The organism is Deltaproteobacteria bacterium, assembly GCA_016210045.1.
In the GTDB taxonomy this organism is placed as follows: domain Bacteria; phylum UBA10199; class UBA10199.
The window spans coordinates 1-12312 of record JACQUX010000025.1; the positions used below are offsets into that span (position 1 = coordinate 1).

Consider the following 12312-nt stretch of genomic DNA (forward strand, 5'->3'; position numbering starts at 1 on the left):
ATATATAATATCGTTAATAGTAATGCAAGTTATTAACGGTTTTACTTCTTGAATGCTTTATATTCAGGAATCTGGACCTTAAACACCAAATAAATCGGTTCCCTCAAAAGGTTCGCGTAGTGTACGAATGGGGACGCCAATAAGAAACCCGCCACACGGCGGGTTTCTTATTGGTGTTTCCGGTGGGTGGACGAACCCGCTCAGAGGTTGCGACATTATCAATCCCACAGCTGTCCCAACGTTGATGAGTCAGAGTGCTGTAACTATTTGTAGCAACAACTGAATTCGACCAAAATGAGTTTTATCGATTTCAATTTCGATTCGTGCCATCGGCGTCCTTTCGCGCATTTGCGGAAGGAGCCGAGCCATGCAAACGCCTATTTTACAAGCCCTGGAGGGCGATGACGATGAAGCCGATAACACCAGCATCGCTAACCAATTGAATCTATTCGGTTAACGTTGGGACAGCTGTGAATCTGCATACGTATTAGAGGTGCCCGATGAAACGTATCAGCCTTCTGTTTTCCTTTTATTGATAACACCGTCAGGAGGCGGCAGATGAAATTGGCGCTGATCATTCATTCCACAGATGCGGAAACGGTGTGGAACGTCTTCCGATTGGGCAATTTCGCGCTGAAGGAGCAGGATCAAGTGACTGCATTTCTACTGGCCAGGGGCGTGGAGGTTGAAGCGCTCGATACGGTGCAGTTCAAAGTGACCGAACAGATGCAGTCATTTCTGGCGGGCGGCGGACGAATCCTCGCGTGCGGCACCTGTCTCAAACTCCGGCACAAAGAGAGCTCTGAGTTATGTCCGCTTTCGACGATGCAGGATCTCTACGCACTGGTCAGAGATTCGGATCGTGTGCTGACGTTCTGAATCGTAAGCGCTGGGGAGTTTGCTTACGGCGCGCGGAGGTCGAAGCGGGTCTTGTTCCAGTGTAAATGAAAGAGTGGAGTGGGAACATTGCCTTGTTCTTGCACGATAATGGTCGTGCCGTGTTGCGGCAGGCGATAATCAGGATAGACGTGATTTGTTTGATCGACCGTGACTGTGCGGCCGGTTACTTTATTGATCTGCGCAACCAGCATGGCTTCGGTGATCGGCGGCAATACGGTCTTGATGCGATCGATCCATTTCCCGTGGTGCTCTTCTAAAAAATGGAGCGTTTGGTGGTAGCCTTCACCACAGCCACCGCAATCGTCGATGACGAGTGCCACGAGTGGGCTGCCGTCGGTCTTGCGAAACAGCGTCACTTGGCCTTCGAGCGGGGCATCGCTGACTTCGTATTTCAAAAATCCATTCGCGAGATCCTGCACGGTGAGTGAGCGGATCCGATCGAATGCCAGGCCGTTGCTCGACAGATAATGGATTGGGATCGTCCGAAAATAATCGAGGATTGTCTTGCGCGCGGGCGCTGCATGTCCGAGGGGACCGCTGAGCAACAGCAGAACGAGTGCCAGAGAGGTGCGACGAGCCATGCGCCACATGGCCACGTTGTTAGCAGATTTGTGACATTTATGCACGCGCTGGCCGGTGGTGCATTCGGTGCTTGCGTTGTCGCGGTCACTAATTTTACAGAGACGCGCTAGGGCGGTGCAGAAAGGGGCCTGATATGGCAATTTACTTGGCATTGACGACACCGTTGCGGTCGCGCGTGGGGCGTCGACCATTGCCGACACCGATTCGCGCTGAACGCCGTGGGGCAGCGGCGGTGCGGGATTGTTTCGTCCGGGCGGTCGATACGGCCGCGGAGCCATTGCGGGCGTTGGTACGACACGGAGCGCGGCGTGTGTTGCAGTCTTCGGACAACACCGTTTTGCAGCGGATGGCGTATGCCGCGCAAGTGCATTCCCATACGCCCGAGGCGTTGGATTGTCTGACGAATGGACTGAATCACGGGGACACAGACATGCGGCGCTTTGTGCTCGCGTGTATCCGCAGAAACGGGGATCTGGCCATGTTGCCCGCGTTGCGAAAACGGCTGCGGTGCGAAACCGACGTGACGTTGCGGGAGCAAATGCGGGCGCTGCATCATGAATGGACGACGGCACCGCGAACCGTGGCGTCTGCATGTCGCTTGCCGGATTCGACATTGGTGGTGCCGTATCTGCCGCTCTGGAGGCAGCCGCGCGACGCGACGGCGCAGTAACGGCTACTTTCTTTTGCTGCGACGCAGCGCCTTCTCGGCCTCGATCTGCTGCCTCTTGTTTTCCGCCTGCAGGGCCTTCTGCTTCGCGATCAGCTTCTCTTCCATCGCGCGCTCAACCGCCTCAGAGAATTGAAAGTCGATGATCGCAAATTCATCCACGATGAGATGATTGTTCGCCAGACGGTCGCGTAGCAGTGCCTTGATTCGTTCGCGGATCGCAGGGCGTTGGTCGGCGATCTCGAGCGGGGTATATTGGGCGAGCGTGGTCTTTACGACTGTGTGTACGGCAGGGAGGATCAACTGAGATTCGTAGTTCCGTCCGGCTGCTTCGTACAGCTGATCGACCCGTTGGGGATCGGGGTGAAAAATGAGCGTGCATGCCACATCCACATCATTGTGATCTTTCGAATAGGCTGGGATCTTCGTCTCTATGCGGCGTGGGCGAATGTCCGTGATCTCGACTTTGTCCCTGAGTGGGAGGACGAAGTGGAATCCCTCTTCGAGGATCTGCCCCCTTTGAACCTTGTTCCAGTGCAGCAAGACGCCTCGTTCCCCTGGACGTACGAGGACGCTGGATTCGATCCCCAGCAGCAGCAGCGCGAGGATCGTGATGATGAAATAGCGCGCGTAGCGTTTTGGTCGCATGCTGTGCCTCCGTTCGGAATGTGTATGTCGATGCACTGAGAAAGGACAGTCGCATTTTTGCAGCATGTGAAGTGCGTTGCGGATTGGCGCGGAATTCGATAGGGGCGAGCGATGACTGGGTGGCGGGGTTGGCTGATTGTCATGTTGCTGCATTCGATGCCGCTGGGCTGCTTCGCCGGGACGGCGGGGCCGGTGGTGCCGCGGTCGGGGCGGAGTGCGCAAGACTTTGTCCCGTCGGGCTGGACGCTGGAGCGACAATTGACCGACGATCTGAATCGGGATGGTCGACCGGATTTCGCGCTGCTGTTGTCGCCCGCCGATCAACAAATCGATCGACTGTTAGTCGTGGGGTTCGGCGATGCCGGTGGCGGATTCAAGTTGTCAGCGGTCAAGGCCGATTTGGTGATGTGCCAAAGCTGCGGCGGGATGTTGGGCGATCCACTCACTGACTTTCGCTTGGAGCGTGGCGTCGTGGTCATTCAACTCTATGGCGGGAGTCGGGATCGATGGGGGATGACGTATCGATTTCGGTGGCAACAGAATGACTGGTATCTGATCGGCTATACCGACGAAATCGGTGACACGCTACTCGGTACGGCGCGCACGATCGACATCAATTGGACGACGGGTGCGGTGATCACGACGGAGACCAAACTGGAACAGCAGACGGTAACGCGGGCGACGCGCCGCATGGCACCCATCACGCTGAGCGCTGCGACGATGGAGCGAGTGCGGCAAGCGGCGGGGATTGATCATTAATGCGCCGCATAACGTGTAAGAAGCTCGATTTGGAGGCCTCTAGCGGGCTCGTAGACGAGTTGGGGGGCGCAGGCCGGGCGTTGGTATGGGGGTTTTTTGATCAAAAAACTGAATGAAATCAAGAGATGGAGTGGGTGTCGCAGAATGGTGGTGAAAAAAGCATAGCAAAGATCGTGCGTTGCGATAGGTCTGCTATACGCGGATCGGATCGGTGGGGGCATGAAGCGGTGTTTTTGCGTAGTACTGTGCTGGTGTTTCGCCATCGGTGTCGCGATGGGGTATGCCGTCGCGGGCGAGGACTGTACGTTACAGCTCGATGGCATCCATGGCGCGCTGGATACGCGATCGCCGTTGCTGAAAAATTATCGACAAATGGATCAACGGAAAACGGCGGTGCGGCGCTTTACGGAGTCGGCGGTGCTGGCCGATGGAACCGCTGTGAGTTTCGAGACGGGTGGTTGTCAGCATATCGCCTATACACTGACGTATGGCCCGTTTGCACCGGATCGTATTAAAAGCGGCGAGCAGGGCGTGGCGTTGGGCATCGCGCTGTTAGAGCGGACGCCGTTTCGTGCGGACTTCCCTCATCAGACCATTTGGTTGCGTTCGCTGCGGACCATCCGGACACCGCCGACCACGCAGGGCGGTTTTAGCATTCCACTCGGCTGTGGCGACGCGACGTGCGCGTTGGAATGGACTCCGGCGGGGCAGCTCTCGTTGAGCTACGATTTTGCGCTGTAAGTGCGCTGAGGGCTCGTGAATGCCGGCTCAGACCAGCGTTTTTAACAATTCTATGGCGGGTTGAACCTGAACGCCATCGGGTGAACGATACGCCGTCCGCCCCTCACCATGAATTTGCAATGCCTCGCTGCTGGGGAATTTCCTCTTCAACGTGATCAACAGCGGATTGATCGGAGACTCTGTGCGCTTCACTTCGATGAACTGCAATGGCCGCTGATCTTCCAGAATGACAAAATCGACCTCCCGGCCGGTGACCTCGCGGACATACCGTAATTCCATGGCGCGGCCCTTCGTATCGACCTGCCAATCCACCCATTTGCGGAGATGACACGCCACGAGGTTTTCGAAACGTGCGCCCGGATCCCGCACCAGACTCCAATCCAGATGGTAATGTTTCTGTTCCTTTTTGACCGCCTTGATTTTCGGCGTACCAAACGGTGCCAAGCGAAAGAAAACATAGAATCGTTCGAAGATATCCAGCCAGCGACTCACGGTTTTGTGGTTTAGCTGCAGATCTTCGCGCAGCCCATTGATGGACAGCGGACTGCCCACAAGATCTGGCAGGCGCAACAGCAGCAATTCGAGGTGGCCTAGATCGCGCACGCCTTCCACCGTCGTGATTTCTTCACGCAGCAAGCGAGTGCGATACTCCTGCGACCAACGACGCGCTTCGACGGTGTCCTGACCGAAGAAGGGCTCCGGAAAGCCGCCGTACTGCAACAGATCGCGCAGCGCCGTCGAGGTGCCCCCCAACTCGGCGACCGACAACGGATGCATCCGCAGATAATGATACCGTCCCTGCAAGGAATCCCCACTGTACCGATACCAATCGAGCCGCGCGCTTCCGGTGACCAAGACCTGATAATAGCGTCTGTGCTCGTCGTAGAGTCCCTTCAGATAATTGCGCCAGCCGCGATATTTGTGCAGCTCGTCGAAGACGATCAGTCCTGCGCGGGTCGGCCATTCACGCCGTAAGATGCGCTCCCGATGCGCCGCAATATCCCAGTTTAAATACAGCCCCGTCTTACCGATGAAGCGCTGTGCCAGGGTCGTCTTCCCAACCTGGCGCGCGCCCCCCAAAAACACCATTTTCCGAGCCAGATCCCGACGAATTTGTGCGGCACAATAACGTTCGCGCATATGTTAGTAATTTATACCATAGAGTAAAAAAATGCGAAGTTTTTTATACTATTGGATAAAATACAACTATCACCATTCCATTCCACGACACGGCTGGCTCGGGAATAAATGTGGAAACCGTCGGGCGCGAGGCGGAATGATGGCGGTCGCAGTGCCGCGTTACCACGGGTACGGCGTGGGGGCCGTGTTGGCTTGGAGATTCACCCAGCTCGTCTGCGCGAGCTGGTCGAAGTGTTCATCCCACGTCGCCTCGGCACATGCCCACGCCTGCTCCACACACATCGTCCGCAGCTCGGCGATGAAGGCCTCGATTCCGACCTCCTGCGTCACCCCCGTTTCGTTCAGATGGGCGAGCACCGCCAAGAGGCCGGAGAAGGTCCAACCGAGCTGATCGGTCCCGTCGAGGAGCGTCTGCGTGAAGTCGTAGTAGTACGTGGTCGTCGTCCCGGTGGTGATCGGCTTGATCTGGAAATGTTCCGTCTGGGCCGCGTGGCTGTCGATCGCCGTATCCAGCAGGTCCACGAGGACGGCGGCCACGTTCCCCTCGTTCGTATCGTCCAATGGGTTGATCGTTCGCGTCTCGGCCTCCACATACATCACATAGGCGTTATCGTTGTATTCCGGCAGGACGTAGTTGGCGACGCTGTACTCGTAGAAATCGGCCCATCCCTCGATGAAGGCGGCCGCGGGATATTCCTGGCTCTCGGTATTATGCCAGCAGCCATCACCCTCGGTGTAATTCGTGGCCTGTGCCTCCACCCAGCAGTAGCCCGGATTCGGGATGGTGACGAGCCGCTGTTGGATGACGTGCCCATATTCGTGGTAGATCGTGCCGTGATCATCCAGCCACTTGCTGAAATTGATCCGCATCGTCGAGGCTGAGGCGTTCGACATCCCATCCGCCAGGGGATTCCCGGACGGATCGGTCACGATCTTTCCGCCGGCGATCTTGTAGTTCGGCCAGATCACGGTCAGCGGATCGTCCTGCGTCCAGCCGCCATCGGTGCCATACATCCAGGCCTCTTCCACCGAGGTGAAGACGTGGGCCGCCTGGTGGCTGAGCGTCCCGTAGACCGGGGCCATCGCACCGAAATCGAGGGCGCCGCTCTGGGTCGGGTTGAACGGGAGCGCGGCCGATTGCATCTGGTAGGGTTTCCCGAGGACATCTTTCATCCGCCACAGGTTGTTCTGCAGCGTGAAGAGCAACGTGAGCGTGGCGGGTTCATTCTTGGCCTTCTGGATCTCCAGCTGATGGATGATCGCGCCGTTGGTATGCGTGATCCCATAGCCGACGATCTTCTGCTTCCCCCCTTGCTTGATGACGACGGCGTACGGGACGTTGGCGAGCGGGCGGAAGTGGTCGTCCGGCAGCGGAAACGGGACGAGCGCTGCGTCGCGTTCATCGAAGAACGAGAGATTGCCGCTGATCTGCTGTTCCGCGGCCTGCGCGACGCCGAGCCCAACGATCCCGAGGAAGGTGCTGCACCGCAGCAGGGTTCGGCCAATCTGGAGAAGTGTCGTCGATAACATAATCAGCTCCGTTCCTGTCCGTTACGGCGTGACCAAATACGGCGGCGGAAGTTCCGTTCCGCCGCCGGCCGGCGTGGGTGCAAGGCCCTGCTCCTGATACACCGTCATCGGCACCAGCGCCGGGAGCGGCGCGCGTTCCGGCGCCTGATCGAGATCTGCAATCACCGTCCGTTGGGGCGCGCCGCCCGAGGGACGGGCGCTCCCCGCCGGAATCGCAACCAGCGCGTTCGGATTAGTGAGGAGCGGAATCGAGCTGCCGGCGGCCGTGCGCACCGTGGCGCGATCCACACCGACATTGAGTTCGTGCGGTCGATAGATGACGAGTTGCTCGCGCCCAGTCGTGCGGCTGATGAACAGCGTTGCACTCGTGGCGCGCGCGGCGGAGTCCGTTTCGTCGATCGGCCGGACCTGGACCTGGACCATACTATGCGTGGGCAGCGTGCCGAGGGGGATGAGTCTGAGGGTCAATTGTCGTGCATCGGTCGCGGGGAGTTCCACGGTCCCCTCCAGACGCTGCGCGCCGAAGGCCATCTCCCGCGTGGTCAGATCGATGTTGCCGCCCTCCGCCACGTCAAGTGACGGTGAGGTGACCGCCAGCCCAGGACCGACGGTCACGGCCATGGCCAGGACTTGCGCCGTCGCGACGCGGGACACGACGGTGATCGCGATCGGGATGGCCTCGCCGACGCGAATCAACGGGGTCACGACCTGCAACGTGGCCTCGATCGGGGCGGGGGGTGTGGTGGCGAAGGCGGGGCCGGCGAGCAGGAGCCAGAGCAAGCTGCTAGTGCCGACGATACAGCGAGCTCTCAATCTTCGGCATTGCATACATACCTCCTAATGATAAGTGTAAGAGGTGCGGGCCGAGCTGAAGAGTGGAAAACGGTGTTTCCCGCAGATTCCGTTCTCTATTGTGTACGGGGTATTAAAGTGCGGCGACGCAACATTTTCCGAGTTTTGCCGATAATAACAGTGCATGGTTAGCGTGCATCGAAAAGGTCCTCACGGTCTTCCTGCGACGTCGTCCCGTGGCGTGGCGCAGGCGCCGCGAGTGGCCGTTTCGGGGAGGCACGCGGAGGTCGCGGCGCCGCTCGACGGCGGACAAGGCACAGCGGGAACGGTCCAGCGCGGCCTGTGGCGGCGCATGGGGGGATGGGTCGCGCATCTGTTCCGGGATCGGAGCGCCGGAATCGTTCCGTGGGTGTTCCGACCGGTCAATGGGACATATTACTATCATGGGACGACGCTGTTCGATGTGGCCGTGATCGTCGCGAGTGGCGGTCTGATGACGCCGCAGGTCTCGCAATTTTCACTGCGCTGGAGAGATGCCGTCGGTTATGGGCGGACCCGGCAGCACACCCAGGCGGAAGCCGGATGTCGCACGCCGATGGTGCTGTTGCAGTTTCCGATTCCGAGTCTCGCCCCGTTGGTGGGCCACGACTATTTTCAACCGGCCGTGAGCGCGGCCTTGATGATGGATTTGCCGCCGATCCACGCGGCGTATGTCGCGGCGGAACGGCCGGTCCCATTGGCGCTGATGACGCTCGAATCGAAGCAAGGCGTTGTGGCGTATTTGGCTGCGCAAGCGGCGGAAGATGCGGCGTTGGCCGCGTTGCTGCCGCCGTTCGAGACTGTGCTGGGCGCATCCGCGCGGCCGGCGGATGTTCTGCCGTTCTAGGGCGTGTTAGCAATATCGATACAGCAGTGCGGAAACTACGACGTATTCCACACGCAATGGCCCGTGCTCGTTCCGGGGGCCGGGCGGAGGGCCCAGGGGCCCCCAGGGTACGCTATCGCGGCGCCATCGAGGCGCCGCGCGCTCGCCCTCGCCGTTTTCGTCGTTACATTACGCAAGGAGAAAACGGCTCCGAGAGCCCCTGGGGGCCCCTGGGCCCTCCGCCCGGCGAGCGCATAGACAGTCCCGGCAGTCGGTCATCAGATTTGCAAACACGCTTGATCACACATCGGGAGTGGAACGCGGTCCCGGGAGGGGCGCGAGGGGGGCCGGCGGGCGAGTCTGAGCGAGGGAGCGCTATGGGGTTGAAGCCCGACCGAGCGAGGTCTCAGTGAGCCGAGCGCCGTAACGCGAGACGAACGGCCCGCAGGCCCCCCTTGCGTTCCTCCCGGGGAATTGGCACGACCATCGATTTTGCAAACAGGCCCTAATGCCCTGCCGGCATTTGTCTGTGGTGGTTATCGCGATGGCACGATGCCCAACAAGGCAGCGAAGGCGTGCGTGGCGTTGCTGAGAAACGGGACGAGATTGTGGCGCAACGCGTAGCCGAATTGGCCGGTCACAGTTGCATCTTTTGTAAAGCGGGTACACGTAAAGCCGTCCGGCCGCGTCCGTTCCGTTATTGTGTACGGGACTTGGTCTCGCTCTTCCATGGCGCTGCGAATGACGCTGGATGGTTGGCCGGTGCAGACCAGCCAGCCGACATAGTCGCGGTAGATGCAACCATCGAGACTTTGCATGCGTCCTCCGGGTTACGAGTAGTATTCGATCCCTAAATGCGTGATTTGTTCTTCGCCCATCAGGTAGCGGAGCGTGTTCTTCAGCTTCATGTCTTGGATGAAGAGGTTGTGTTCTGGATAGAGGCCGGCGCCGACCATTGGGGATTTGAAATAGAACGAGATCCATTCCTGGATCCCCTTCATGCCAGCGCGTTTGGCCAAGTCCATGAACAACGCGATGTCGAGGACTAACGGCGCGGCGAGGATGCTGTCGCGGCAGAGGAAGTCGATCTTGATCTGCATCGGATAGCCGAGCCATCCGCTGATATCGATGTTGTCCCAGCCCTCTTTGTTGTCGCCGCGCGGAGGATAATAGTTGATCCGCACCTTGTGGTACAAGTTGGCGTAGAGTTCGGGGTGAAGTTCCGGTTGGAGGATCGTCTCCAATACGGAAAGCTTACTCTCTTCTTTAGTCTTGAACGAATCCGGATCGTCGAGGACTTCGCCGTCGCGGTTACCTAAAATATTTGCGGAGAACCAGCCGTCGATTCCGAGCATGCGGGAGCGGAGTCCTGGAGCGACGATGGTTTTCATGAGCGTTTGGCCGGTCTTGAAATCTTTGCCGGCGATCGGGGCGCCGTGCTCGCGCGCCAGTTCTTGCATGGCCGGCGTATCGACGGTCAGATTGGGCGCGCCGTTGGCGAACGGGATGCCGCGCTTCAGCGCTGCGTAGGCATAGAGCATGCTGGGGGCAATCGTTTGATCGTCCGCGTCGAGCGCGGCTTCAAACGCCTTCAGCGAGGCGTGGGCCGGGCCCGGTTCGGTGAAGACTTCGGTGCTGGCACACCAGACCATGACGCAACGGCTGACGCCGCTCTGTTTGATGAATTGATCGATGTCGGCGCCGACTTGTTCGGCCATTTCGCGGCGCGTGCCTTTTTTACAATGGGTACCTTCCAGGCGGCGGACGTAGTTGCGGTCGAACGCGGCGGGGAAGGGACGCAAGTTCGTGAGTGTATCGCGCAGCGTATCGAGCAGCGGACGCTCCAACACGCCGGCCTTCACGGCGGCGTCGTACGCGTTGTCGGGGAAGCAGTCCCACGCGGCGAACGCGAGTTGATCGAGCCCGGCCAGTGGAACGAAGTCTTTAATGAAGGGGACGTTCTTTTCAGTGCGCTTACCGAGCCGAATGCGGCCCATCTGCGTGAGCGAGCCGATCGGACGCCCTAGTTCGCGGCGGACCGCCTCGATGCCGGCGACGAAGGTCGTGCTGACGGCGCCGAGGCCGGGGAGGAGGATGCCAAGTTTCCCCGCTGCAGGGGCGATCGGTCGTGGTGTGGGTGCCATAGGTGTGGTATCTTTCGTTAGGTTGAACCGTTGATGCGCGCGTCGGCTAACACGCGTGCATTTTTTACGCAACTTTTTTGTCGCACTTGCCGATATTGGGGATGAGAGTCAATTATGCTGATTCAATGGTTGCAGAAAGTTTTTTCCGGCCCGACCGTAACGGCGGCAAATGCCGATAAACAGGCCACTTCCCGGCGCAGTGGGGAGGCGCGCGTGATCGATGTGGTGCGGACGGCATTGCGGGACGAGGCGACGGAACTGAAACATTTGGTCTCGATCGGGTTGCCGCGCACGCGGCGGCGGCGGGCCAAGGCGAAGGTCCGCGCCACGGTGGCCCGTACGATCGACCCGCTGTTCGACGATCCGGCGCTGATCGACGAGGTCACGGAACGGATTGTTACCGCGGCCGAAGTAGACCCCACCTATCGGGCGTTGTTTGTCGATAAGGAATAACCCCCTTCTCCTTGACCCTGGTCCCTGCTCCATGCTAGGCGGAGCGCACTTCGCACACCCGCGGTCCTTTTGGTCCGGTGCAGCGTTTCATACACTGGTGTACGACGGGCGATAGTCGCTTGTCTCGCGGGTGGAGGCTAACCGAAAGGGGTTTGTATGGAAACGGTCAGTATCAAGGCCTTGCTCGAGGCCGGAGTGCACTTCGGGCACCAGTGTTCACGGTGGGATCCGCGAATGAAGCCGTATCTCTTCACGGCGCGGAACGGCATCCACATCATCGACCTCGACAAGACGGTCAATCTCCTGATGAAGGCCTCGCACTTCGTGCTGGAGCAAGTGGCGCGTGGCGGGTCGGTGTTGTTCGTCGGGACGAAGCCGCAGGCGCAAGACGTCGTCGAAAAAGAGGCGACGCGGGCCGGGATGTTCCATGTCTGTCAACGGTGGTTGGGCGGCATGTTGACCAACTTCCGCACCATCAAGCAGAGCATCGATCGGTTGAAGGACTATTACACGCGCGTGGAAAACGGCGAGATGGCCAAGCTGCCGAAGAAGGAACAAATCCTGTTGGCGCGCGAAGCGGCCAAAATGCAGAAATCGCTCGGCGGGATCCGCGAGATGGATCATTTGCCGGCGGTGGTCGTGTTAGTCGATCCAAAACGCGAACAAACGGCGAAGCTGGAGGCCAATCGACTGCGGATTCCAGTAGTGGCGGTGGCCGATTCCAACTGTAATCCGAACGGGATCGATTTCATCATTCCCGGCAACGACGATGCGATTCGTTCCATTCAGTTGATCATCACCCAATTGGCGGATGCGTGTTTGGCCGGGACCGAAAAACGGCAGGCCGTAATTCGCAAGGAAGTCGAAGCGAAGGGGTCCGACGATAAAGCGGGGCCCGGTGGGGATGAGCGCAAGGTCGGCGGTCGTGGACGGGCCTATACCGGTCGGGAACGGGGCCGTTCCGGCGAAGAGGCCGCGCCGGCGCGCAAACCTGATGTCGTCGTCGTGCATTCGTAAATCACACGGGCATGTCGTGACTTTCCTGGGCCGCCGTGCGTATGGCGGTGGCCCAACAACGTAGTGGAGATAAT

14 protein-coding genes are annotated in these 12312 nt (G+C 59.2%); 7 read left to right on the forward strand and 7 right to left on the reverse strand.

What is annotated here, in order from left to right:
• Window positions 1-558 precede the first annotated feature (558 nt).
• A complete protein-coding gene (locus HY696_08595) occupies window positions 559-879 on the forward strand; it encodes a DsrE family protein (protein ID MBI4238457.1) in 321 nt (106 codons plus the stop codon).
• Window positions 880-902: 23 nt separating this feature from the next.
• On the opposite strand, the gene HY696_08600 is transcribed toward HY696_08595, so the two are convergent.
• Window positions 903-1481, reverse strand: coding sequence for a hypothetical protein (locus tag HY696_08600; protein MBI4238458.1), 579 nt, complete (start codon window positions 1479-1481; stop codon window positions 903-905).
• 134 nt (window positions 1482-1615) lie between these two features.
• Between HY696_08600 and HY696_08605 the strand changes: the two genes are divergently transcribed.
• Window positions 1616-2152 (forward strand): hypothetical protein, encoded by a 537-nt coding sequence (locus tag HY696_08605; GenBank protein MBI4238459.1) that lies wholly within the window; start codon window positions 1616-1618, stop codon window positions 2150-2152.
• Window positions 2153-2155: 3 nt separating this feature from the next.
• On the opposite strand, the gene HY696_08610 is transcribed toward HY696_08605, so the two are convergent.
• Window positions 2156-2797 carry a prohibitin family protein gene (locus tag HY696_08610; protein ID MBI4238460.1) on the reverse strand — a complete coding sequence of 214 codons (642 nt, stop codon included), beginning with the start codon at window positions 2795-2797 and terminating at the stop codon, window positions 2156-2158.
• Window positions 2798-2908: 111 nt separating this feature from the next.
• Here HY696_08610 and HY696_08615 point away from each other — a divergent pair, with 111 nt between their 5' ends.
• Together HY696_08615 and HY696_08620 are read left to right on the forward strand one after the other, a co-directional pair.
• A complete protein-coding gene (locus HY696_08615) occupies window positions 2909-3556 on the forward strand; it encodes a hypothetical protein (GenBank protein ID MBI4238461.1) in 648 nt (215 codons plus the stop codon).
• A gap of 219 nt (window positions 3557-3775) precedes the next feature.
• Window positions 3776-4297 carry a hypothetical protein gene (locus HY696_08620; GenBank protein MBI4238462.1) on the forward strand — a complete coding sequence of 174 codons (522 nt, stop codon included), beginning with the start codon at window positions 3776-3778 and terminating at the stop codon, window positions 4295-4297.
• Window positions 4298-4324: 27 nt separating this feature from the next.
• Here HY696_08620 and HY696_08625 read toward each other — a convergent pair whose 3' ends face one another.
• The 3 genes from HY696_08625 to HY696_08635 all read right to left on the reverse strand — a co-directional run bounded on the left by HY696_08625 (window position 4325) and on the right by HY696_08635 (window position 7795).
• A complete protein-coding gene (locus HY696_08625; GenBank protein MBI4238463.1) occupies window positions 4325-5437 on the reverse strand; it encodes an ATP-binding protein in 1113 nt (370 codons plus the stop codon).
• A gap of 159 nt (window positions 5438-5596) precedes the next feature.
• Window positions 5597-6967 (reverse strand): hypothetical protein, encoded by a 1371-nt coding sequence (locus tag HY696_08630; protein ID MBI4238464.1) that lies wholly within the window; start codon window positions 6965-6967, stop codon window positions 5597-5599.
• A 21-nt stretch (window positions 6968-6988) separates the two neighbouring features.
• Window positions 6989-7795 (reverse strand): hypothetical protein, encoded by an 807-nt coding sequence (locus tag HY696_08635; GenBank protein ID MBI4238465.1) that lies wholly within the window; start codon window positions 7793-7795, stop codon window positions 6989-6991.
• Between the two features lie 157 nt (window positions 7796-7952).
• Between HY696_08635 and HY696_08640 the strand changes: the two genes are divergently transcribed.
• Window positions 7953-8645: a hypothetical protein gene (locus HY696_08640; protein ID MBI4238466.1), complete on the forward strand. Its 693-nt coding sequence runs from the start codon at window positions 7953-7955 to the stop codon at window positions 8643-8645.
• A gap of 515 nt (window positions 8646-9160) precedes the next feature.
• On the opposite strand, the gene HY696_08645 is transcribed toward HY696_08640, so the two are convergent.
• Together HY696_08645 and HY696_08650 are read right to left on the reverse strand one after the other, a co-directional pair.
• Window positions 9161-9442 carry a hypothetical protein gene (locus tag HY696_08645; GenBank protein MBI4238467.1) on the reverse strand — a complete coding sequence of 94 codons (282 nt, stop codon included), beginning with the start codon at window positions 9440-9442 and terminating at the stop codon, window positions 9161-9163.
• Between the two features lie 12 nt (window positions 9443-9454).
• Window positions 9455-10768 (reverse strand): inositol-3-phosphate synthase, encoded by a 1314-nt coding sequence (locus HY696_08650; GenBank protein MBI4238468.1) that lies wholly within the window; start codon window positions 10766-10768, stop codon window positions 9455-9457.
• 114 nt (window positions 10769-10882) lie between these two features.
• On the opposite strand from HY696_08650, the gene HY696_08655 reads away from it, so the two are divergent.
• The gene (locus HY696_08655; protein ID MBI4238469.1) at window positions 10883-11221 is read left to right on the forward strand and encodes a hypothetical protein; all 339 of its coding nucleotides are present in this window, start codon (window positions 10883-10885) and stop codon (window positions 11219-11221) included.
• A 156-nt stretch (window positions 11222-11377) separates the two neighbouring features.
• The gene (rpsB, locus tag HY696_08660; GenBank protein ID MBI4238470.1) at window positions 11378-12238 is read left to right on the forward strand and encodes a 30S ribosomal protein S2; all 861 of its coding nucleotides are present in this window, start codon (window positions 11378-11380) and stop codon (window positions 12236-12238) included.
• The last annotated feature ends 74 nt before the right edge of the window (window positions 12239-12312 follow it).

Excerpts from the sequence above, each read along its gene's own strand:
- HY696_08620 (MBI4238462.1), top strand. The coding sequence starts at position 3,776 with ATGAAGCGGTGTTTTTGCGTAGTACTGTGCTGGTGTTTCGCCATCGGT.
- HY696_08650 (MBI4238468.1), bottom strand. The coding sequence starts at position 10,768 with ATGGCACCCACACCACGACCGATCGCCCCTGCAGCGGGGAAACTTGGC.
- HY696_08630 (MBI4238464.1), bottom strand. The coding sequence starts at position 6,967 with ATGTTATCGACGACACTTCTCCAGATTGGCCGAACCCTGCTGCGGTGC.
- HY696_08625 (MBI4238463.1), bottom strand. The coding sequence starts at position 5,437 with ATGCGCGAACGTTATTGTGCCGCACAAATTCGTCGGGATCTGGCTCGG.
- HY696_08635 (MBI4238465.1), bottom strand. The coding sequence starts at position 7,795 with ATGCAATGCCGAAGATTGAGAGCTCGCTGTATCGTCGGCACTAGCAGC.
- HY696_08645 (MBI4238467.1), bottom strand. The coding sequence starts at position 9,442 with ATGCAAAGTCTCGATGGTTGCATCTACCGCGACTATGTCGGCTGGCTG.
- HY696_08600 (MBI4238458.1), bottom strand. The coding sequence starts at position 1,481 with ATGGCTCGTCGCACCTCTCTGGCACTCGTTCTGCTGTTGCTCAGCGGT.
- HY696_08615 (MBI4238461.1), top strand. The coding sequence starts at position 2,909 with ATGACTGGGTGGCGGGGTTGGCTGATTGTCATGTTGCTGCATTCGATG.
- HY696_08605 (MBI4238459.1), top strand. The coding sequence starts at position 1,616 with ATGGCAATTTACTTGGCATTGACGACACCGTTGCGGTCGCGCGTGGGG.
- HY696_08610 (MBI4238460.1), bottom strand. The coding sequence starts at position 2,797 with ATGCGACCAAAACGCTACGCGCGCTATTTCATCATCACGATCCTCGCG.
- rpsB (MBI4238470.1), top strand. The coding sequence starts at position 11,378 with ATGGAAACGGTCAGTATCAAGGCCTTGCTCGAGGCCGGAGTGCACTTC.
- HY696_08595 (MBI4238457.1), top strand. The coding sequence starts at position 559 with ATGAAATTGGCGCTGATCATTCATTCCACAGATGCGGAAACGGTGTGG.
- HY696_08655 (MBI4238469.1), top strand. The coding sequence starts at position 10,883 with ATGCTGATTCAATGGTTGCAGAAAGTTTTTTCCGGCCCGACCGTAACG.